This window comes from Plesiomonas shigelloides (assembly GCF_900087055.1).
Lineage (GTDB): Bacteria > Pseudomonadota > Gammaproteobacteria > Enterobacterales > CAMTGL01 > Plesiomonas > Plesiomonas shigelloides.
The window spans coordinates 2,061,407-2,084,417 of sequence record NZ_LT575468.1 but is presented as its reverse complement, the minus strand read 5'-3'; the positions used below and the strand labels follow the sequence as shown (position 1 = coordinate 2,084,417).

Genomic DNA, 23,011 nt, shown 5'->3' with positions numbered 1-23,011 from the left:
GCACGTCTAATACGCACGCACAGGTGGCCTGTCATAGGCGCTTGTGCGTTGGCGTTTTCTTATCCCAACTTCACGTCTTATTTTTGTCTTTTGTCTTAGGCTCCTCCGCGCATTGACGCTCATTTTTGCTTACTGACAATTGTTGATTTGTGCGCATTGTTACTCGGTTATCAGGCTATGTGCGGAGTGAGAGAGCAGTCGCGTGAAATAGTCATTGGCGAGCCGATAACGAGCGACTAAGATACGCGCGTTTTCCATCACAGCGCCGTGAATAGCATCAGCCTTGAATACCTTCTTTTAGTATTTGACGCGGGTGAACATGAGATTTCACTGCGCATTCTTGCAAATTCTTTTGTGCGGATACGAATCTTCGGCCATGACGTTGCATGAGCGGTTTGACAGGTTAGACACCTTGCTAGGGCAGTTACGCGAGTTCTGGCAGTTTTCCCCTTTTCACTATACGTCGGCCTATTTTGCCGATAAGGCTCCGGCACTGCAGGCGGCGTTAGACGCGCTGACCCTCGATGATATCGACCGGCTTGATGCAGATAGTGCTGCGCTCAGTGCTTTTTTACAGCCTCATATTCCTGCAGCCTCTGAGCTGGAGGCGTTGTGCGTGCTGCCGGCATTGGCGGCGCAGCAGCAACTGACTGCGCGTTCCGCGCCCAGGTTATCAGAGCGCAAGCAGCAACAGATCCACGATTTCATTGCCGTATTGCCCTCGTACCCGTTGCCGCTCTTAGAGTGGTGTGCAGGGAAGGGGCATTTGGCGCGCACACTGGCACGACATACCACGCAACCGGTGGAAGGCATCGAGTTACAAGCGGAGTTGTGCGCAAGCGGTACGCAGCTGGCGCAGGCCGAAGGGATTAGCCTGATTTTGCATCAGCAAGATGCACTTTGTCCGACAGCGCAGCGCTTTTTCCGTCCAGAACTGCATGCGGTGGGACTCCATGCCTGTGGCGAGCTACACATGCAGTTGCTGCGCCACGGTATCCATGCTGCCTGTGAGGCAATGACGATCTCTCCGTGTTGTTATCATAAAATCAGTGCCGACCACTATCAGCCGATGTCGCAGGTGGCCAATCAGTCAACACTGCAGCTAAGTCGCCATGATTTGCGCCTGAGCTTGCAAGAATCGGTGACTGGCGGTGAGCGTATCCGCCGTTTACGCCGCTTGGAAGTGAGCTACCGGTTAGGATTCGATGCTTTGCAGCGCATGGTGCGTGGTGTGGATGAGTACTTAAATCTACCGAATCTGCCGAAAGCGCTGCTCGGCGAGGGCTTTGCAGCTTTTTGTAATTGGGCTGCCGATAAGCGTGGTGTCACATTACCGCAGCAAGTGGATTGGTCGCATTGGGAAGCCATCGGCGAACAGCGTTATCTGTGTGTGAGTCGTACCGAATTAGTACGTCATCTTTTCCGGCGGCCACTGGAGATCTGGTTGGTGCTGGATCGGGCATTGTATCTGCAAGAGCATGGTTATCAGGTGCATTTGGGGACGTTTTGCGAACGCCACTTAACGCCGCGTAATGTGATGATTCATGCGCGCCGAGCACCGCATGCTTGCGTGCGCGATTCGCTCATCGTGAATAGCCGGACTCATGAATAAGCATAGTTAATAGAGTTAATTGAGTTAATAAAGTTAATAAAGCAGAGATAAAAAAACCGGTGCTAGGCACCGGTTTTTTATGAGCATAACTGGTCAGTGAGATGCACTGAGCGCTGAAAATCAGTCGCAGTGAACCACTTTGATGGCCAGACCACCACGGGAAGTTTCACGGTATTTGGCGTTCATGTCCTTACCGGTTTCCAGCATGGTTTCGATAACTTTATCCAGAGATACACGTGGCTCGCTGCTACGGCGCATCGCCATACGCGCTGCGTTGATCGCTTTCATGGAAGCAATTGCGTTACGCTCGATGCACGGTACTTGCACCTGACCGGCAACTGGGTCACAGGTCAGACCCAAGTTGTGCTCCATACCGATTTCGGCTGCTACACACACTTGCTCTGGTGAGCCGCCCAGAAGCTCAGCCAGACCAGCTGCGGCCATAGAACAAGCCACGCCCACTTCGCCCTGACAGCCAACTTCGGCACCAGAGATAGAAGCGTTCATCTTGTACAGCGCACCAATTACACCTGAAGTCAGGAAGTAACGACGGCAATCTTCTTCAGTGACTGGCTTGATGAAGTGGTTGTAGTAAGCCAGTACCGCAGGGATGATCCCACATGCACCGTTGGTTGGGGCGGTTACCACACGGCCACCGGCGGCGTTTTCTTCGCTCACTGCCAGGGCGAACATGTTTACCCAGTCAACCACGTTCATTGGATCGCTAGACAGCTTGTCAGAAGTAGACAGCAGGCGGTGCAGGGCTGACGCACGGCGAGGTACACGCAGTGGACCTGGCAGGTAGCCTTCAGTATTCAGGCCGCGCTCCATGCAGTCATGCATGGTTTTCCAGATAGCGTTGAAGTACGTAGTGATCTCTTCCATGCTGTGCATGGCCAGCTCGTTTTTCAGTACCAGGCCAGACAGTGACAGACCGGTCGCATGGCAATGCGCTAGCAGATCAGCAGCATGCTGGAACGGGTATGGCATTACCACAGAAGAAGTTTCTGCTTTACCGAAATGCTCTTCATCAACGATGAAGCCGCCGCCGATAGAGAAGTAGGTCTTGCTCAGTACCAGTTGGTCACCGGCAAACGCATGGATTTGCATGCCATTTTCATGCAGCTCTAAGTTAGTGCTGTGGAAATTCATGCCGCCTTCGCGTGGGAATTCCACCTCGTGCGCGCCTTTAGCCAGCAGCAGACGCTCGCTAGCTTCCACGTTTTTGATAAAGCCAGGGATAGAATCAATATCCACCGTATCTGGCATGTTACCCGCCAGACCCATAATGATGGCGATATCAGTATGGTGACCTTTACCGGTCAGGGACAGCGAACCGTACACATCGACGGCAATGCGAGTCACATCCTTGAGACGTCCCATGGTTACCAACTCATCGACGAATTGTTTACCGGCTTTCATCGGTCCGACGGTGTGCGAACTGGAAGGGCCGATGCCGATTTTGTACATGTCGAATACGCTAATCACGGTGTTCTCCTCAATCAGGCCTGCGGCCGAATTGGTCAATCAGGTTTAATTATTAACGCAGATTATCCTGCATTAAAGGTGAGTTTCTAAAATTTCTTGCTGTGGTTATCTACAAACCACAAAGGGGAGCCGGTAACCCAGCTCCCCTCCATCCATGGATGTTTTGTCTTTTTCAGTAATCAGATGAGGCTGAAGACAATCGCAGAAATCGCTACAGAACCCATCAGAACTACGAATGCATTGCTCAGCTTGTCACTACGGTACTTCTGCATCGCAGGTACTTTACGGATGGCATACATTGGCATGATGAACAGGATCATGGCAATAATCGGGCCGCCCAGTGACTCAATCATACCCAGGATGCTTGGGTTGATGGTGGCAACAATCCACAGGGTTGCAATCATAAACACTACAGTGAAACGGTCAATCTTCTTAACATCAGGAGTTTTACCATTTGCACGCATTTGCTTAATAATTAAGCCATTCAGACCTTCACGGGCACCTAAGTAGTGGCCGAAGAAAGAACTTACGATAGCAACGAAGGCAATCAATGGGCCTAAGTAAGAGATAAATGGACTTTCGTGCTTGTTAGCCAGGTAAGACAGAACAGCGATGTTCTGCTGCTTAGCAGCAGCCAGATCGGCTGGGCTCAGGCTCAGTACACAGCTGAATACGAAGAACATTACGAAGCCCAGCAGCATCATAGAAGTGCGCTTCAGGATTTGGCTTGCACGTTGTTCTGCATTTTTACCGTAAGAACGCTCCTGTGCCATAGAGAAGGCAGAGATAGCAGGCGAGTGGTTGAATGCAAAAATCAGTACTGGGATGGTCAGCCACAGAGTTGAACCGAAGCTAGCAAATGATGGCAACGGCGCGCTGATCATCGAGGTGTTCCAGTCCGGAATCAGGTAGATGGACAGGAAAGCAAGGATACCAACCAGTGGGTATACCAAGAATTCAGTTACTTTCAGCATCAGGCGTTCGCCGGCGATCATAACAGACATCATGCCCAGAATCAGGATGATAGACAGTACGCCGCGTGGCAGAGATTCCATGCCCAGCTGGTTCACCATGAAAGAATCCACGGTGTTAGTGATACCTACGCCGTAAATCAGCACGATTGGGTAGATAGCAAAGAAGTACAGCAGAGTGATCAGTTTACCTGCGGTTTTACCGAAGTGCTCTTCTACTACTTCAGTGATGTCGCTGCCTGGCTTAGAAGAAGACAGAACAAAGCGGCACATACCACGGTGAGCCAGGAAAGTCATTGGGCCTACGATCAGCGCCATAACGACCAGCGGCCAAAAACCACCCATACCGGCGTTGATTGGCAGGAACAAAATACCGGCACCTACGGCGGTACCAAACAGGCTCAGCACCCATGTGGTGTCTTGCTTACTCCAGGGAATACTGGCAGCGTTTGCTGCTGTATTGATGCTTACGTCTGATTTCATCTGGCTACCACCTTTGCAGGATAAAACTATATTGTTTGTCAGTTGGCGCGGGAGTATAGAGAGTTATATCGTCAAAGATATGGCGTCACGCACATTCTGTGATCTGACCGAATAGTCTTATGAATTAGTGTGATTCTTATCACTATGTATCCGATTGCGTAACTACAACTAGTGGTTGGGCGAAGGAAAAAACGGATTTCTTATGCAATCTGTAGCATGAGGTTGCGCATTATAGCGGCAGTAGCGCCCCAAATGAACTTTTTTTGAACAGAGATCGCATAAACGGTGTGCAGTTTATGCTTGCGCCAAAAACGTAGCGCCTGATAGTGGTGGGGATTCATGAGGGCGGCGAGGGGGATCTCGAAGATGCCTGCAACTTCATTATGATCAGCCGATAACGTAAACGGCGGCTCGATCAGTGCCACCACCGGCGTCACCTGATAACCACTGACCGTACTCAGTGCGGGTAGGCATCCCCAGATTTCGGCATTGGCCGGTGGCAAACCGGTTTCTTCTTGTGCTTCGCGCAGCGCCGTACAAATTGGCGAGTGGTCTTGGGCTTCTGCACGACCGCCGGGAAAGGCGATTTGTCCAGGATGATGGCGCAGATGCAGCGCCCGCTGTGTGAGTAGAAGCGTTGGCTCCGGTCGATTAACCAACGGGATGAGCACCGCCGCCTGTGCGCCTCCCCGCCACGGCATCGTCGGATGCGTAGCGGGCAGGGTCAGGTTAAAGCGGCTATGCAGGCTGCTGAGGCTCGGTATGTGCGTCATGGCGTGACTCATCACCGCTGTTATCGCCGTGCAGTGTGCAAGTGTTGTCTTGCGGTGCCGATTCATGCGCCGTCTGCGATTCGTCTTGTGCCTTGGACGCCATCGCGCTCGACTCGCTGGGCTCACAGGGAGTCGCACTCAGAATCGGTAAAATCTTAGCGACTTTATCCCGCGTTTCTTGGTATTCCGACTCCCACTGGCTGTCAGCGACCAGACCGCCGCCGGCCCAACAGTGCAGACGCCCCTGCGCCGCAATCAGGGTGCGGATGGTGATACTGGTATCCATCCGGCCGCAACAGCTTAAATAGCCGATGCTGCCGCAATAGGCGTTACGCCGCTGTGGCTCTAACTCATCGATGATTTGCATCGAGCGAATTTTCGGCGCTCCGGTAATTGAGCCGCCGGGGAAGCAGGCGCGTAGCAAATCCGTATTGCTACAGGTATCTGGCAAGCTCGCTTGCACGGTGCTGACCAAATGGTGCACCGCAGGGAAACTTTCTACGATGAACAACTCTGGCACGCTGACGCTGCCGGGCACCGCGACGCGCCCGATATCATTACGCATCAGATCGACGATCATCAGATTCTCAGCACGATCTTTTTCCGACATGGTCAGCGCGGCGGCCTCAGCACGATCAGAAATCGGATCGCTATGCCGTGGGCGGGTGCCTTTAATTGGCCGAGTGGTGACCTGTTGCTGTTCAACGGCCAGAAAACGCTCCGGCGAAACGCTCAGAATGCTGCCTTGCGGTAAACGCAAGAAAGCCGAAAAAGGCGCTTGGTTACTGGCATTTAGTCGCTCAAACGCTTGCCATTCGCTACCTTGATAGTCGGCAGAAAAACGCTGCGCCAGATTGACCTGATAGCAATCACCTGCATGTAAATAGGCTTGTACCTGATCAAATTTTTGCCGGTATTCCTCGGCGCTCATGTTGGCTTGCCACTCGCTGGTCAGCGTAAACGGCATCTCTTCTGCTGCACGGTCGGCATAGCTTTTTTGTGCGGCTAACAGCCAATGCCAGCGCGCATAAATATCGCCGTGGCTCAGTAGCGTCAGGGTTTGTTGCTGATGATCGGCAATTAAGGCCCAGTCATAAATGCCCACCGCCATATCCGGCACACTGATATCGCTGACCGCATGTTCTGGTAGCTGTTCAAAACGTCGCCCCAAATCATAGCCAAACAGGCCCAGAGCGCCGCCTAAAAACGGCAGGGTAGGATGCGCCGGTAAGTTTGGCAGCAACGCCGCTTGTGTCTGCGCCAATAAAGCCAGTGGGTCATCTTGATGTGTGGTTTGCACCTCACCTTGTGTAATGCAAGTGTGCTCACCGGTAGTGCACAACGTAGCCAGCGGCTCGGCCACCAAAATATCGTAGCGGCTGTGTGGATGCGTAGCATGGCCTGAGCTCAGTAACATGGCCCATGGCAAATGCGCAACGCTGCGGAAATGGTTATGTAACGCATCGTGCTGATATTCGAGAGCCAGACACGAGGGAAAGCTATTGTTATTTATAAACATCTCAGTTTTGTGATGTAGGTTAATTGGCGTGTGAGGCAGGACATAGTCACGTCATATTCGGAAGAGTATCATAGCTTCACGCTGTAGGGGATGGATTCGATAAGGATGTTGTTCTCTCTTTCTACTCTACTTCTAAATCTAAAAATTCTTATCAATGACCCCTGCTTACTTTGGAAGCCTAAAACGACAAGAGGATCGACCGAATGACCATCATCCGCAAAGATGACCTCATTGACAGTGTCGCGGACGCATTACAGTACATTTCTTATTATCATCCGCTCGATTTTATTAAAGCGATGGAAAACGCTTACAACAAAGAGCTGAATCCGGCCGCCAAGGATGCGATTGCCCAGATTCTGATTAACTCGCGGATGTGTGCAGAGGGTAAACGGCCTATCTGTCAGGATACCGGTATCGTGACCTGTTTTGTCAAAATCGGCATGCAGGTGCAGTGGGATTCTGACATGACCGTACAGGAAATGATTGATGAGGGTACCCGCCGCGCTTATACCTGCCCTGACAATACCTTGCGGGCGTCCGTGGTGGCCGATCCAGCCGGAGCGCGTAAAAATACCAAAGACAACACCCCTGCGGTGGTACATGTCGAGATGGTGCCGGGTGACAAAGTTGAAGTACTGATTGCAGCTAAGGGCGGCGGCTCGGAAAACAAAACCAAGATGGTCATGCTGAACCCTTCCGATGACATTGCTGAGTGGGTGGAGAAAACCCTGCCAAGCATGGGCGCGGGCTGGTGTCCACCAGGCATGCTGGGCATTGGGATCGGCGGTACGGCTGAAAAAGCAGCGGTGATGGCCAAAGAAGCCTTGATGGAAAGCTGCGATATTCAAGAGCTGATTGAGCGTGGCCCGCAAACCGCAGAAGAAAAGCTGCGTCTGGATATTTACCAGCGCGTCAACAAACTCGGTATTGGTGCTCAGGGCCTTGGCGGTCTGACGACTGTGCTGGATGTGAAAATTAAAACCGCGCCAACGCACGCGGCGTCTAAGCCGGTGGTGATGATCCCGAACTGTGCAGCCACTCGCCATATCCACTTTACGTTGGATGGTAATGGTCCAGCGGAGCTGGTTCCACCATCACTGGATGAGTGGCCTGATATCAGCTGGGAAACCGGTGATAGCGTGCGTCGCGTGAATCTGGATACCATCACTAAAGAAGAGATCCAGAGCTGGAAAGTGGGCGAAACCATTTTGTTGTCGGGCAAGATGCTCACCGGTCGTGATGCGGCGCACAAGCGCATTCAAGACATGCTGCGTAGCGGCCAAGGCTTGCCGGATGGCGTGGATTTCAACAACCGCTTTATCTACTACGTGGGCCCTGTCGATCCAGTACGTGATGAGGTGGTGGGCCCAGCTGGCCCGACAACCTCTACCCGCATGGACAAATTTACCGAGATGATGCTGGGTGAAACCGGTCTGATCGGTATGATTGGTAAGTCTGAGCGTGGTCCGGCGGCTATCGAGAGCATCAAAAAGCATAAAGCTGTCTATCTGATGGCTGTGGGTGGGGCTGCTTATCTGGTGGCCAAAGCCATCAAGAAATCCCGCGTGGTAGCGTTTGGCGATCTGGGGATGGAAGCCATCTACGAATTTGATGTGAAAGATATGCCAGTTACAGTCGCAGTCGACAGTACCGGTGCGAATGTGCACCAGATTGGTCCGGATATCTGGAAAGTGAAAATTGCTGAAATGAATGCCTGATACGGCGTCAATATTTGGCATGTTGTTCACTATGATGAATAAAAAGGCGCAGCGGCGCCTTTTTTGTTGGTGTTCTTTCTTATCGCGCTTATCGTATTTTGCGCCACTTCCCCTATAATCAGCCGCAGTTGTGACACCAAACGCTATTGCGAGGAGAGATCATGTTTGCAGATATGCCGGCGCTGAGCCACAGTGAACAACAGCAAGCGGCAGAGCGGATCCATGAGCTGATGGCTCAGGGATTATCCAGCGGACAGGCGATTGCGCAGGTTGCAGCCGAGATCCGTGCCAGTCGTCAGGGGGAAAGTACACGCGTTCTGTTTGAAGATGATGAACAAGATGAAGAGCACGACGCATGGGATGAGCGTGCCGACGACGACCGCGATGATGCGGATGAAGACGACGAGCACGGCTATTGAGTTGATGCGTGTCGTGTTCCACCGAGAGTCAGCCTTTGTTGGGCAAACAGTGTAGGACAATAAAAAAACCGGTGACGAGCACCGGTTTTTTTATCTCTTGGTATCAAATCATTTGGCTGCAATCAGTGCGCATCGACCCAAATAAATTTGATCAAGAACAGGGCAGCAACTGCCACAACGCACGGGTTCAGTTCACGCCAGCGACCGGTACCCACTTTCAGTACGCAGTAGGAGATAAAGCCAGTCGCAATACCTTCGGTGATCGAGAAGCTAAACGGCATCATGATGGTGGTGATGAACGTTGGCGCCGCTTCAGTCAGATCGCTCCACTTCACCTTCGCCAAATCGGCGGTCATCAGCACGCCCACATAAATTAGCGCACCGGAAGCGGCATAGGCCGGAACCATCGCCGCCAGAGGCGAGAAGAAAATCGCCATCAGGAACAGCAGACCCGTTACGATCGCGGTTAAACCAGTGCGGCCACCCACGGAAACCCCTGAAGAGCTTTCGATGAAGGCAGTCACGGATGACGTGCCCATGAAAGCACCACTGACGGAGCTGATACTGTCCACATACAGCGCTTGTTGCATGCGTGGGAAACGGCCTTTTTCGTCGGTCAAACCGGCTTTATTGGTCACGCCAATCAGTGTGCCGGAAGAGTCAAACAGGTTAACCAGCATGAACGAGAAGATAATGCCGGCCAGACCAATATCCAGTGATTTTGCCAGCTCTAGCTGACCAAATACTGGCGCGATACTTGGCGGCAGAGCAACCAGACCTTGGAATTTGACATCACCGAACAAGATCCCCAACGTGGTGGTCACCACCATAGAGATCAGCACCGCAGAATAAACGCCACGGGCAGCAAGGATAACAATCAGGAAGAAGCCCAAGGCACCCAGTACGCACGGGATGGAGGTCAGATCCCCCACGGCGACCATGGTGGCAGGGTTCGCCACCACGATCCCGGCATTATGCAGGCCGAGCAGGGCAATCAGCAGGCCGATACCACTGGTGATACCAATGCGCAGACTCATTGGAATATTCGATATCAACCAGTAACGGACGCGGAAAATGGTCAGCAATAACAGGCCCACCGCACCCCAGAAAATGGTGCCCATGCCGATTTGCCATGAGTAACCCATACCTACAACCACCACGTAGGCGAAGAAGGCATTCAGGCCCATGGCCGGTGCCAGTGCAATTGGCAGGTTGGCAAATATCCCCATCAGGATACTACCCAAGGCAGCAATCAGACAGGTGGTAACGAAAACAGCTTGGGTATCCATACCGGCACTGGAGAGGATTTGCGGGTTTACGAAGATGATGTAAACCATGGTCAGGAAGGTGGTTATTCCTGCGACCAGTTCCTTTTGAGGATTGGTGCCGTGTGCTTTTAGCTGAAAAAACTTTTCCAGCAAGCCATCTTTTCTTGCAGTATCTACGTGAGTATTCATTGCTCAGTCTTAATTTAAATAAGAGAAAAGTATGCGCTCTGTTCTCCGAAAAGCGGTGTGGCCGTCGCCGAGGGGGAAGTGACAGACAGTGAGAGGCATCACACTCTGCGTATTTTTACATAAAAATGTGATGTGACATAGTTTGATACCAGATCTTTTGCTTGTGCCTGCTCCGCGTAATAAATTTCATGCATATGCAACGCTCGGCCTCTATGGCAGTGTGAGCTATCTTGCAAATTTTGCAGCTCTTGCTCGACATGTTTGCTAATGGCGTGCGGATAGGGGGATACACGGCGTGGTGAGGCGATGAAACAGTTATTTGGCAGGCTGACACTTATCTGGCGGCCATCTGTGCTCATCGGGCATTGCACGAGTGTGCGGCAGTTTTAAAATCCAAACAATCGAGATGTACATCAGCAGCCTGAGCATCCACAATGAGCAGGAGATTTTTTTACGTAGAACAGGAATCAAAATGTCAGAACAGTGGACCACCATTGATGCGATTGCCCGCCAACGTCAGTCAGATGTGCTGATGGTTACGTTTTTCCGTCCAGAAGAATCTGAGCTCGATGAGTTTGATTACGCAACCTGCGCGGTGCGTAACAAGGCGCTGGCATGGTTTGATCAACAAGGTATCGGTTACCGTGAATGTTTTGATTTATGGCCGGATAACGATGCGGATGTGCCGTATCTGGGCGAGCTGTTTATTGATGTGCCGGTGGATGAAAATAACCCACGGTATCTGGATGTGGTGCATAAGTTTGAGCACGAAGACGGTAGCAGCCGTTACCCGGGCGTGAGCCTGTTCATCATCCCGCTGAGCTTGGCGCAAGAGTATCGTCATCGCGATAAAGCGTAATAGCGAAGCGTTTATTCTACGCGGCACGTTGAGTTGTCCGCCTATAAAAAAAGCATGCCGTGAGGCATGCTTTTTTGTTGTGTACGTCTTAACTGCGTACACACTGTATCAATACTGGATTACAGTACGTGTACAGAGGCAGTGTTAGTTGTGCCGCTTGGTACCAGCGCGCCGGAAACCATAACAACCACATCACCTTTCTCACCCAGACCAGAAGCCATCGCGGCTTCTTTGCCCAGACGGTAGAAGTCATCGGTAGACGCGATAACTGGAACTACCATTGGAGTGATGCCTTTGCTCAGGATCAGCTGCTGAGCAGTTTTCTCGTTAGTGGTCAGCGCCAGAATGTTGGCCTGTGGGAAGTACTTACGAACAGACTTCGCTGACTTACCACCTTCGGTAGCAACTACGATCAGTGGCGCTTGCAGTTTTTCTGCAGTCTCAACCGCACCTTTACATACGGCTTCGGTGATACGCAGCTTGGCGCTATCGTTAGAAGCAGACAGGTTGCTTGGCATTACACGGTCAGTACGCTCACAGATGGTCGCCATGATGGTAACTGCTTCCAGAGGGTATTTACCTTTGGCGCTCTCACCAGACAGCATAACGGCATCGGTACCGTCCAGGATGGCGTTAGCAACGTCACCCGCTTCTGCGCGAGTTGGACGTGGGTTCTTGATCATAGAATCCAGCATCTGAGTCGCGGTGATAACCACTTTACGTGCGCGGTTACATTTTTGGATCATCATCTTCTGCGCGAAGATAACTTCTTCAACTGGGATCTCAACACCCAGGTCGCCACGTGCAACCATGATGCCGTCAGAGGCTTCCAGAATTTCGTCGAAGTTGTCCAGACCTTCTTGGTTTTCGATCTTGGAGATGATCTGAATCTTCTCGCCGCCGTGTGCTTTCAGGTGCTCACGGATAGCCAGTACGTCGTCACGCTTACGGATGAAGGAAGCCGCAACGAAGTCTACGCCTTGCTCGCAGCCGAAGACCAGGTCACGCTTGTCTTTTTCAGCCAGAGCTGGCAGCTGGATGGAAACGCCTGGCAGGTTAACGCCTTTGTTCTCGCCCAGATCGCCGTTGTTCAGAACGGTACAGATAACTTCTTTGTCGGTTACCGCAGTCACTTTCATGCCGATCAGACCGTCGTCAACCAGAACGGTATCGCCTTCTTTCAGGTCAGCAGCGAAACCTTCGTAAGTTACCGCTACGCGGTCTTTGTTACCGATGACAGATTTGTCAGTGGTGAAGGTGAAGGTTTGGCCGGCAACCAGAGAAACGTCGTTACCGCCTTCCAGTTTGATGGTACGGATTTCCGGACCTTTGGTGTCCAGCAGGATAGCGGCACGCTTGCCGGTTTCTGCCATTACTGCACGCAGATTGCGGATACGGTTACCATGCTCTTCATAGTCACCGTGAGAGAAGTTCAGGCGCATGACATTCATGCCTGCATCCAGCAGCTTACCCAGCATCTCTTTGGATTCGGTTTTCGGGCCGATGGTACAAACGATCTTAGTTTTTTTCATGATCAAATTATCTGCGACTAGTAATGAATGGATTCGGGTTACCAATCTGCACTGTGCTCAGAAAATGCAGACGGCTAACAGAACAGATTGATAACGCTATATCGCCATAAGAATGTGAACACTTCTTGAATAGAGCCAGAAGTGATTCCTGACAGCGGGAAAAAAGAACAATAGAGAAACGAGGTGAACAAAGATGATAGGCAGGTTTTCGCGGGGCAGTCGCCGTGCATGGGTGCACGTGGAAGGCCTGAAGAACGCGAGAATAACCGGTTAATATCATCATAAAGACGTAAATAACATACCTGATTGTTCAACCTGTGGGGCGGTGATCCGGTCGACGGAATCACTCATGTTATGTGCTGACGTTTCATCAAATCAGTGTAGAGCGTATGTGAAATAACGGTCACACTTTCGTCGGCGATGACCATTATAGGCAGGAAAAGAGGATTTTCAAGCGATCTGAATCGATTCAGTTGTGGCACGTAACAGCATGATTTTATTTTAACCGCGAAAAAAATACAGTAAAGCGACTTTTACGATTGCCTTCACAAACTCAGGTGTGATGAATCAGTCGTAAATGTTGCAACGGTACAGGGCGTCAAAATATTTATCGACATTCTCTACATGAATGACATCGGGATCGCATAACACCGCAGGCGGTGAGACGATCTTCAATACGATGTTGAGCAGGTAGAGTGCGCACCAGATTAGTAATGCGATATACAACACTTTTTTGGTCATATGCACTCCTAATCAGATGGCGGTATTTCGAGCTGACCACAGCAGGTCGTTTTTCATCTCTCGGTTTTATCTAATGTGTAGTGTAATTCGATGGTGAACACAACTGCTATTGCGCTGAGTTTTCTGAATAAAGTTAACAATTTGTCTGATAATGTGAGGTGGGCAGTGACTCAGCATGGAATGGCGCGCTTGGCTCTTTGCTTTTTGTCCCATTTACGCTTTTTAGGGCGTATGCCGTGCTTGGTGGGTCAGGGTTAAGACTTCAGATTGAGGGCTATTTATTGGCTAAGAGCACTTAGGTGGCAGCAAGGCGAGGGAAGGGCTTGGTCTATTGCCAGTGAGCGATTACAATCGCCCCCTTTGCAAGAGAGTGCGCCGTTTTGATAAGCGTTGGCGTACACTTTCTGGCGTAGGTTACTGACAGCTAAAACCCGCAGCCGCACGACGGTATCCGGCGGAATGAGACGAAGGAGTCTGAAAATGGCCATTAACTGGTTTCCGGGGCACATGCACAAGGCGCGTAAAGAAATCGCCGAAGCCATGCCAAATGTCGATTTGATTATCGAAGTGCTCGACTCTCGTATCCCGTTCAGCAGTGAAAACCCGCTGGTTCCGGCTTTGCGTGGTGATACGCCGTGCCTGAAGATTTTGAATAAATCCGATTTGGCCGATCCAGTGGTGACTCAACAGTGGATGGCGCATCTGGAAAAAGAAAAAGGCATCAAAGCGATTGCATTAACGCAGCAGCAACCGGACCAAATCCGTGCTTTGCTGGACCTGTGTGTGCAGATGGTGCCAAACCGTACCACGCCAGATAAGCCACTGCGCGCGATGATCCTCGGGATCCCGAACGTCGGCAAATCCACGCTGATTAATACCTTGGCTGGGCGTACGATTGCCAAAACCGGCAACGAAGCCGGTGTGACTAAGATGCAGCAGCGCATCAAGCTGGATAACAATATTGTGCTGCATGATACCCCGGGATTTTTGTGGCCGAAATTGTCACCGGAAGCGTGTGGTTACCGCTTGGCTATCACCGGTGCAATCAAAGATACGGTGATCGATCACGAAGAAGTGGCGATGTTTGCGGCGGAGTATTTCTTGCAGGCTTATCCTGAGTATCTCAAAGCACGTTTCCAACTGGATGAGTTGCCTGAAAGTGATATAGAACTGATGGATGAGATTGGCCGTCAGCGCGGCTGTCTGCGCCGTGGCGGGATTGCGGACTTGAATAAAGTGGCGACCTTGCTGCTCAACGAATTTCGTACCGCGACCATTGGCCGCATCAGCTTAGAAACGCCAGAGATGATTGTGCGCGAAAGCGAAGCCGAAGCGATCCGCTTGGCACAAAAAGCCGAGCAAGATGAGCTGAACAAGAAGAAAAAGAAAAAACGTAAGTAACTCAATCTACGTAACGAAATATAAGTAACTAGCAAATACTGCGTGTTTGATATGAATAAGAGGAGCCGATAGGCTCCTTTTTTCTGCCACTGTGTTTATACGTTTATTCCTCTATATTTATTCCTCTAAATTCCTCGCGAAACTGTTTGACTTGCTTATCTCGCGGTTAATGATGACGCGTGTTGCAACCATTTACACCTAACCTTCCGCAGCATTTCGCAGAACCGAAATATCGGCTTGCCTGAAATTAACATCTCGTAAACAAATTAAGGGTGCGTAGTTGCGCATGGGCCATCTTCTGTGCGTGTCGTTTATGCAATTTGGATAAGGTGTGTGGGGTGAATGCAAATTACCCTGCGTTGGCCTTGTTCTGTTTCTCTCGTATTGTTTATCAGAGTCAGGAAGAACTATGTCGCAAAACGCTGTGTTACAAGAGGCTATACGACGAGGTGCTATGTTTAAGGCTGGGGCAGGAGCGTGGCTGTCACTGGTTACATTATTGGCAGTGCCGCAGTTCGCTGCTGCGCATGGGTACGTGGAATATCCGGCGGCCCGCCAAGAGATTTGTGATAAAGATGGCGGCTATTGGGATTCGCAAGATGGTTTGACCATCCCCAACTTAGCGTGTCGTCAGGCTTATCAGCAATCCAGTTGGTATCCTTTCGTACAAAAGCCGGAGTTTTCGCGTTTGGTCAGTAATTACCGTGATTTAACTGCGGTAAAGGCGGCGATCCCAGATGGTACGCTGTGTGCTGCGGGTGATATTAAAAAAGCAGGCATCGATATGCCGTCTGCAGCATGGAAGAAAACTCTGATTGATGTCACCCAAGGCGGCAAAGTGACTGTACGTTTCTTAGCTGCGACGCCGCATAATCCCAGTTTCTGGCAGTTTTTCCTTTCCAAACCAGGCTTTGATGCTGCAACACAAAAATTGGCATGGGCGGATTTAGAGTTGATTGCCAATTTCAACGATGTTGCGGTGACCACGCTTGATGGCAAAAAGTATTATCAGATGGAGATTCAACTGCCCACCGATCGTACCGGTGATGCGGTGCTCTATACCCGTTGGCAGCGTGTAGATCCAGCGGGTGAAGGTTTTTATAACTGTAGTGATATTACGTTTACCGGTTCATCAACGGCCACGGCTTGGATAAACAAAGGAAACTTTGTCAAAGTCGGCCTCGATGCGCGTGCTGGTGAAACGGTGTGGTTCCGGATTTTTGATGCGTCAGGTAAAGAGGTGGTGTTTGAGAAATTGCCGGTGACCACCGCGAATGAGGCTGAATCTGTATGGGCGCAGCAATTAGCGGACAAAGTGAATTCAGCGTATGCCACATTGGCGCAAGTTGGCGTCGTGGATGGCCGTGGCAATGTCGCGTATTCCAGCGTGGACTTGTACAGCAATCAGGTTTATACCAAAAACAAAGATTACACCTATCAGTTGGATCTGCGTGCCAGCAATGCAGCGCCAGTAGTCAGTGCTCCGGCGACCCTGACGGTCAAAAGCGGTGAAAATCTGCTGTTTGATGTGCAGGCTACTGATGCTGAGGGCGATAAGTTGACCTTTACGAGCTCTGCCGGCAGCGTATTGGTCAGTGGTAATAAAGCCTCGGTTACGTACAGTGCGCCGGTGTCGAGCAATAATCTCGCGGTAACCATTAACATTACGGTTAGTGATGGTGTTAATAGTGTGGTCACGCCGGTAGCGGTAACAGTGCAGGGCAGCGGTGCGGTCACGCCGCAACAACCTCAAGTGTGGGATGCAAACAGCACCTACCAAGCGAATGCGGTGGTGACTTACAACGGGGTGCAATATAAAGCGCAGTGGTGGACCAAAGGTGAAACGCCGGGTGTCAGCAGTGTTTGGCTGAAAGAGGTATCCACTGGCAGCGGGCAAAATGGTGAGTGGTCATCAGAGACTGCTTATACGGCGGGGCAAGTGGTGACTTACCAAGGCAGTAGCTATAAAGCCCGTTGGTGGACGAAAGGCGAAATCCCATCGTCTTCTGCGGTATGGCTGAAACAGTAGGTGCTATAGTTTCGACGGTGTCACGATTGGCATCTGTTTGGAATCGAGTTGGCCTCTTGTTGGTATTGCTACGGTGCTCGTGTGCCGCCAATAAAACCTCATAATGAGCCACCAGCCGCGGCTGGTGGCTTGTTTGTTACAAGCTGAAACCGAAAACTGTGCGTGGCTTAACGCTGCGTCATTCCGCAGAAAATCACGTCTTTCCCGCTGATGATTCACAAGAGAATTCCGTGGTAATGGGACGAAACGCACATATCGCTAAACTCAAAATGAAGTTCATATATAATCAGTCCTTTGTTCGACTGTTTGGCCATTGATACCGTGAGATATGTGAAAGTTTCAGCTACTGGCGATACAGGCGCCGGTACAAACACGCAAATGCTTTGTCCGCAGTGCGATCTGGTGGTGAATATTCCGCCGCTGAGTGTGGGTCAGCGGTGCGATTGCCCGCGTTGCCACACTGAGCTGACAGCGCGTCACCCAGAGCCGGCATTGCGTCCGGCATTATTTGCTATCAGCAGCCTGATTATGTTGTTGATGGCGAACTTGTATCCGTTTATCACCATGCAGGCGGTGGGTAACAGTAATACTATGTTATTCATCCAAGCCGGTACGGTGCTGTTTGATGAGCACTATCAGCTGCTGTCGCTGGTTGTTCTGGCCTGTATTCAGGGCATTCCGGCCTTTTGCATGCTGCTGGTGATTTATCTGTCGATAGCGACGCGTTTTAAAAAATTACCCGGCAAAGTCTTTTTCTGTCGCTTGCTGTTTATGCTCAAACCGTGGTGCATGGTGGAAATTTTCCTCATCGCCATTTTGGTTAGCTTCGTTAAGCTGGTGGCGTTGGCCGAAATCAGTTTAGACATGAGCTTCTGGGCATTTTGCTTGTTTTGTGTGCTGCAAATTCGTGCCTTCCAACAAGTGGATAAAGAGTGGTTATGGGATCAGATCCAACCGCTGACTTCTCGGATGCCGTTGGAGGCGGGGAAGCCGGGTATCGCACAAGGCGCCAAGGTTTGCCGCTGCTGTTCGAATATATTGCCGCTGGCAGAAAAACATTGCCCACGTTGCCATGCGCGCGTGCATGCCCGAACCCCATATAGCTTGCAGATGACATTGGCACTGCTGATTACCGCCGTGGTGCTCTATATCCCCGCGAATATTTTGCCGATGATGGCCACGGAAGCGTTGGGCAATGTCTCTTACTCCACCATCATGGAAGGGGTGATTTTGCTGTGGGGGATGAAATCGTATCCGGTGGCTTTGGTGATCTTTATCGCCAGTATTTTAGTGCCGCTCAGTAAGATGCTGGTACTGTTTTGGTTGTGTTGGACGGCGTCACGGCCGGATACCGCGCACAAGAAAACGCAGCACTTTTTATATGAAATGGTGGAGATCATCGGCCGTTGGTCAATGGTGGATGTCTTTGTGATTTCAATTCTGGCTGCGTTAGTCCGTATTGGACGTTTGATGAGTATTTATCCCGGTATGGGGGCAATGTTGTTTGCGGGCGTAGTGATCATCACTATGCTGTCGGCGTTTGCCTTTGACCCGAGATTATTTTGGGATTCCTCTTCTCATTCACAGGAGTTAAGTCGTGAGTCATAACAATGAGTCTGAGGCTCAAGTTAAAAAAATAAAGCAATTATCTCCGGTGTGGATAGTACCGATTGTTGCGATAGTGATTGGCCTGTGGATGGTGTATTACACCTTTAGTCACCAAGGTCCATTGATTACGTTTACCGCCAATAACGCTGAAGGCATTGTGGCCGGTAAAACCGAAATTAAAAGTCGCAGTGTTCAGGTCGGTACGGTACAAACCGTAAAACTGGCACCAGACATGAAGCACGTGATCATCACTGCGCGCTTTAATCCTGGCACCGAAAAAATGCTTAACGAGCAAAGCCAGTTTTGGGTAGTAAAACCGCAAATTGGCCGTGAAGGGGTGACTGGGTTAAGTACGTTGCTTTCTGGTGTTTACATTGAGTTGAAACCGGGAAATACCGATACGCGCAAAGACACGTTTAATTTGCTGGATGCTCCACCTATTGCGCCGGCAGATGCGCCGGGGCTACGTATTGAACTGCTGAGTAATGATGCATCCAGCCTGAATGTGGGCGACGTGGTGCTGTACCGGGGTTATACCGTGGGTACCGTGGAGCAGAGTGAGTTTGACCTTAAAGCGCGTAAGATGCGCTACAAACTGTTCATCAATGCACCGTATGACAGCTTAGTCACTAGCAATGTCCGTTTCTGGAAGTCCAGCGGCGTATCCGTTGATTTGTCGGCGCAAGGTGTGCGGGTTGATATGGCCTCATTGAGCTCTCTGATCAGTGGCGGTGTCAGCTTTGAAGTGCCTGATGGCTGGGAGATGGGCGGCAAGGTTGCACAAAATACCTCGTTTGATCTGTATCCGAACCAGCAGAGCATCACTCAAGGGCTGTATGACAAGTATGTGCCGTATGTGTTGTTCTTCGATGAGTCGGTACGTGGTTTGAGTGCTGGCGCGCCGGTTGAGTATCGCGGTGTGCGTATCGGTACAGTGATGAAAGTGCCGTACTACTTTGATAACAAGCTATCGATTTCCGAAACAAATGGCAGCATTCCTGTGCTGATCCGTTTGGAAGTTGGTCGTCTGCCAGATCGCCTGACAGTGGCTGATTTACGTCGAGACATGGAGATTGCGGTACAGCAAGGTATGCGAGCCATGCTGAAAACCGGCAACTTGTTGACTGGCCAGTTGTTTGTTGACCTGAACATGGTGGATAACGCCAAGAAGGTCAAGAAGATGCGCGAAATGGAAGGGATTCAGGTGATGCCGACCATCGCGGGTGGCTTTAGCTCCATTGAGCTCAAAGTGCAGCAGGTGCTGGATAAGCTGAATAAGTTGCCGATTGAGCCATTGCTGACGGAAACGACCGCGACTTCTAAAGAAGCCCGTAAGATGCTGCATGAGACTGCTAAATTGGCGGCTACGTTGGATAAACTGGCGGTACAAGCTGACAGCCAGCAGTTGCCAAAAGAGCTGCGTGAAACGCTGCAAGAGCTGCGTGCTACCCTTAATGGCGTCAGCCCTGGTTCACCGGTTTATGAGCGTCTGAACAACAATCTGCAATCGCTGGATAAAGTGTTGCGGGATACGCAGCCAGTGATGCAGCAAATTAACCGTAAACCGAATGCTCTGATTTTTGGTGCCTCACAAGGCACCGATCCTGAGCCGAGAAAAGCAAAATAAGTGAGGCCGGTAACGATGAAAAAGTGGATTTTAGCCAGTACGTTATTGCTGGCAGCATGCAGCAGTACTTCCGGTGTCTCTTATTACCAACTGCCGGCACAGCCGGCAGTCACTCAGGTTGCGCAGCAGCAGCAAGTGCTGGTGGTTAATCCGGTGTCTGTCGCCGATTACCTGTCCGGTACGGGGCTGGCGTATCAGACCAATGATGTGGAAATGGTACTGACGCAGCAAAACCAATGGGTGGATAACCTTGGTTCGCAGTTAACGCGAACGCTGACCGCGAACCTGACCCATGACCTGCCGGGCTGGCAGGTCACGCCAACCTCGGCCAGTGCCAATGACTGGAAGCTGAATACCCAAGTCGAGCGCTTCCAAGGGCGCTACGATGGCAAGGTGGTGATCAGTGGTCGTTGGTTACTGACGCACGGTAGTCAGCGCTGGCAGAAGAATTTCGAGCTGGTACTGCCACAAAATGCGGATGGTTATCCAGAGATGGTGCGTGTGATGGGCGCAGGTTGGCAGCAACAAGCCGCCGCGATTGCCCGTGAGGTGACTCAGATCGCAGCCAGTCAATCCTAACCGGTATCACCTAATGAATGCGCATCTTCGGCCTAATAGGGATGAGGGCGCGCATTCTACTATTTCCTTCTGTACACGAATAACTGAGTGAAAAGCGTATGCCAATAGAAGAAATTTTCCGGTTGGAAGGGGATGTCGCCATCGTGACCGGTGCCGGAGCAGGGATTGGGCACTCTATTGCGACCGTATTTGCTGACGCCGGTGCAGCGGTTGTGGTGTCTGACCGTGACCTGAAAGCTGCGCAGGCCACGGCCGACGAGATTTGTCGTGCTGGTGGTCAGGCTGTCGCGATTGCGTGTGATGTGACGGATGAGTCTTCACTGCAAGCGCTGGTTGATTGTGCTTTGTCTACATGGGGCAAGCTGACTATTTTGGTCAACAACGCCGGTGGCGGTGGGCCAAAGCCGTTTGAAATGTCCATGCAAGAGTTTGAATGGGCATACAAGCTGAATGTGTATTCGGCGTTTCGCTTGAGTCAGCTGTGCGCACCGCACATGGCGGATAACGGCAGTGGCGCTATTGTGAATATCAGCTCCATGGCCGGTGAAAACTGCAACAGCAATATGGCGTCCTATGCGTCCTCTAAAGCTGCGGTTAACCATCTGACTCGCAATATCGCGTTTGATCTGGGCGCGCACGGAATCCGAGTTAACGCCATTGCACCGGGTGCGATCCGTACTCATGCGCTGTCGACTGTGTTGACCGAAGAAGTCGAGTTCCAGATGCTCAAGCATACGCCACTTGGCCGTTTGGGCTTGCCAACGGATATCGCCTATGCGGCGCTGTTTTTAGCATCGCCTGCGTCCTCTTGGATCAGCGGTCAAGTGCTGACAGTCAGCGGTGGCGGCTCGCAAGAGCTGGAGTAAGCCACGGTAGATAGCATCGTTTCATCGAATAAAAACCACCGCTTGCGGTGGTTTTTGTGTTTCTGATGGCCGAGATTGAGACAGCTGAGTCACATGGCTGTCATAATAGCGCGGGTGTAATCACGGACTTATTTCGACAGAAGAACAGACATGACTGAACAATTGCGGATCTTTATTTCAGCGTCTACGGACCCTTGGTTTAATCTGGCGGTTGAAGAGTGCATTTTTCGGCAGATGCCGGCAAATCAGAAGGTGCTGTATCTGTGGCGTAACGCCGATACGGTAGTGATTGGGCGTGGGCAAAACCCGTGGAAAGAGTGCAATACGCGGCGTATGGAAGCCGATCAGGTGAAGCTGGCGCGCCGGCAAAGCGGCGGCGGCGCAGTATTCCACGATCTGGGGAACACTAATTTCACGTTCATGGCCGGTAAACCGGGTTATGATAAAAGCGTATCGACAGCCATTATTTTGCACGCGTTGGCCTCGCTAGGCATTAACGCCAGTGCCTCTGGCCGCAATGATTTAATTGTTCAGACCGAACAGGGCGAACGCAAAATTTCCGGTTCAGCATATCGTGAAACGCCAGATCGCGGATTTCATCATGGCACGTTATTGCTGAGTGCAGATTTATCGCGTTTAGCCAATTATCTTAATCCGGACCCGAAAAAATTAGCCAGTAAAGGGATTGCCTCGGTGCGTTCTCGTGTCGCGAATTTAAATGAAATTCGTGCCGATATTGACCATGAAATAATATGTGAAGCCATTCAGCATGCTTTTATTGCGTATTATTCTTCGGATGATACAGCTATGCCAATCGTTGAATACATCTCGCCAGAAAATATGCCAGACTTACCAAAGTTTGCTGAGCAATATGCTATTCAAAAAAGTTGGGAATGGAATTTTGGCAAAGCCCCCGAGTTTACCCATTTGCTTGAGCAGCGTTTTGATTGGGGTGGCGTAGAGCTGCATTTTGATGTGCATAAAGGCCATATTAGTCAGGTAAAAAGCTATACCGATAGCCTGTATCCGGAGCTGATTGAAGCGGTAGAGACGTGTTTAGTGGGCTGTATCTACAACCATGCGGAAGTGACGCAGCGTTTGGCGAGCTTGAACGCACAATTTCCAAGCCATAGTGCTGAGCTGCAACAGTTCACGCAGTGGTTAGAGAATGAACTTAGTTAAACACTGCTTCGAATAAATATTCAATCATTATTAAATGCTTGCCTGTATCTCTTGGTAAGCATTTATTTTCTTTTTATAAAAATAAAATAAATTATATCACTTAAATGCAAAGAAATGTAATACAGTGATGCAGGTCACGCGCAAGAT

General features: G+C 50.8%; 18 protein-coding genes. 11 read left to right on the top strand and 7 right to left on the bottom strand.

Going from position 1 to position 23,011, the window contains the following annotated elements; genetic code table 11:
* Positions 1–376 precede the first annotated feature (376 nt).
* Positions 377–1,612 carry a methyltransferase gene (locus NCTC9997_RS09265; protein WP_064977925.1) on the top strand — a complete coding sequence of 412 codons (1,236 nt, stop codon included), beginning with the start codon at positions 377–379 and terminating at the stop codon, positions 1,610–1,612.
* Positions 1,613–1,732: 120 nt separating this feature from the next.
* Here the strand turns inward: NCTC9997_RS09265 and NCTC9997_RS09260 are convergent, their stop codons facing one another.
* From NCTC9997_RS09260 to pabB, 4 genes are all read right to left on the bottom strand, one after another.
* Positions 1,733–3,100 (bottom strand): L-serine ammonia-lyase, encoded by a 1,368-nt coding sequence (locus NCTC9997_RS09260; RefSeq protein ID WP_010863933.1) that lies wholly within the window; start codon positions 3,098–3,100, stop codon positions 1,733–1,735.
* A gap of 179 nt (positions 3,101–3,279) precedes the next feature.
* Positions 3,280–4,554, bottom strand: coding sequence for an HAAAP family serine/threonine permease (locus NCTC9997_RS09255; RefSeq protein WP_039044871.1), 1,275 nt, complete (start codon positions 4,552–4,554; stop codon positions 3,280–3,282).
* Positions 4,555–4,754: 200 nt separating this feature from the next.
* On the bottom strand, positions 4,755–5,327 hold the full coding sequence (locus NCTC9997_RS09250; RefSeq protein WP_064977924.1) for a CoA pyrophosphatase: 573 nt from the start codon (positions 5,325–5,327) through the stop codon (positions 4,755–4,757).
* The gene (pabB, locus tag NCTC9997_RS09245) at positions 5,293–6,846 is read right to left on the bottom strand and encodes an aminodeoxychorismate synthase component 1 (protein WP_064977923.1); all 1,554 of its coding nucleotides are present in this window, start codon (positions 6,844–6,846) and stop codon (positions 5,293–5,295) included. Before pabB ends, NCTC9997_RS09250 begins: the two co-directional genes overlap by 35 nt.
* Before the next feature lie 203 nt (positions 6,847–7,049).
* On the opposite strand from pabB, the gene NCTC9997_RS09240 reads away from it, so the two are divergent.
* Entirely contained in the window at positions 7,050–8,564 is a 1,515-nt protein-coding gene (locus tag NCTC9997_RS09240; RefSeq protein ID WP_064977922.1) for a fumarate hydratase, read from the top strand.
* 161 nt (positions 8,565–8,725) lie between these two features.
* Positions 8,726–8,983 carry a YoaH family protein gene (locus tag NCTC9997_RS09235; RefSeq protein WP_064977921.1) on the top strand — a complete coding sequence of 86 codons (258 nt, stop codon included), beginning with the start codon at positions 8,726–8,728 and terminating at the stop codon, positions 8,981–8,983.
* A gap of 122 nt (positions 8,984–9,105) precedes the next feature.
* Here NCTC9997_RS09235 and NCTC9997_RS09230 read toward each other — a convergent pair whose 3' ends face one another.
* Positions 9,106–10,440, bottom strand: coding sequence for an NCS2 family permease (locus NCTC9997_RS09230; RefSeq protein ID WP_036769848.1), 1,335 nt, complete (start codon positions 10,438–10,440; stop codon positions 9,106–9,108).
* Positions 10,441–10,912: 472 nt separating this feature from the next.
* Here NCTC9997_RS09230 and NCTC9997_RS09225 point away from each other — a divergent pair, with 472 nt between their 5' ends.
* Positions 10,913–11,299 (top strand): hypothetical protein, encoded by a 387-nt coding sequence (locus NCTC9997_RS09225; protein WP_010863926.1) that lies wholly within the window; start codon positions 10,913–10,915, stop codon positions 11,297–11,299.
* 119 nt (positions 11,300–11,418) lie between these two features.
* Here NCTC9997_RS09225 and pykF read toward each other — a convergent pair whose 3' ends face one another.
* A complete protein-coding gene (gene pykF / locus NCTC9997_RS09220; RefSeq protein WP_039044867.1) occupies positions 11,419–12,831 on the bottom strand; it encodes a pyruvate kinase PykF in 1,413 nt (470 codons plus the stop codon).
* Positions 12,832–13,398: 567 nt separating this feature from the next.
* Entirely contained in the window at positions 13,399–13,572 is a 174-nt protein-coding gene (locus NCTC9997_RS09215; protein WP_156121220.1) for a hypothetical protein, read from the bottom strand.
* Positions 13,573–14,052: 480 nt separating this feature from the next.
* On the opposite strand from NCTC9997_RS09215, the gene ylqF reads away from it, so the two are divergent.
* The 7 genes from ylqF to NCTC9997_RS09180 all read left to right on the top strand — a co-directional run bounded on the left by ylqF (position 14,053) and on the right by NCTC9997_RS09180 (position 22,864).
* Positions 14,053–14,973: a ribosome biogenesis GTPase YlqF gene (gene ylqF, locus NCTC9997_RS09210; protein ID WP_047709096.1), complete on the top strand. Its 921-nt coding sequence runs from the start codon at positions 14,053–14,055 to the stop codon at positions 14,971–14,973.
* Positions 14,974–15,427: 454 nt separating this feature from the next.
* Positions 15,428–17,002, top strand: a complete 1,575-nt coding sequence (locus NCTC9997_RS09205) for a lytic polysaccharide monooxygenase (RefSeq protein ID WP_064977920.1) — start codon at positions 15,428–15,430, stop codon at positions 17,000–17,002.
* Positions 17,003–17,380: 378 nt separating this feature from the next.
* Entirely contained in the window at positions 17,381–18,610 is a 1,230-nt protein-coding gene (locus NCTC9997_RS09200) for a PqiA/YebS family transporter subunit (protein ID WP_039044866.1), read from the top strand.
* Positions 18,600–20,237, top strand: coding sequence for an intermembrane transport protein PqiB (gene pqiB / locus NCTC9997_RS09195; RefSeq protein WP_010863921.1), 1,638 nt, complete (start codon positions 18,600–18,602; stop codon positions 20,235–20,237). Before NCTC9997_RS09200 ends, pqiB begins: the two co-directional genes overlap by 11 nt.
* Before the next feature lie 15 nt (positions 20,238–20,252).
* Positions 20,253–20,816 carry an ABC-type transport auxiliary lipoprotein family protein gene (locus tag NCTC9997_RS09190; protein WP_064977919.1) on the top strand — a complete coding sequence of 188 codons (564 nt, stop codon included), beginning with the start codon at positions 20,253–20,255 and terminating at the stop codon, positions 20,814–20,816.
* 98 nt (positions 20,817–20,914) lie between these two features.
* Positions 20,915–21,682 carry a 7-alpha-hydroxysteroid dehydrogenase gene (gene hdhA / locus NCTC9997_RS09185; RefSeq protein ID WP_010863919.1) on the top strand — a complete coding sequence of 256 codons (768 nt, stop codon included), beginning with the start codon at positions 20,915–20,917 and terminating at the stop codon, positions 21,680–21,682.
* A gap of 150 nt (positions 21,683–21,832) precedes the next feature.
* Entirely contained in the window at positions 21,833–22,864 is a 1,032-nt protein-coding gene (locus tag NCTC9997_RS09180; protein ID WP_064977918.1) for a lipoate--protein ligase, read from the top strand.
* The last annotated feature ends 147 nt before the right edge of the window (positions 22,865–23,011 follow it).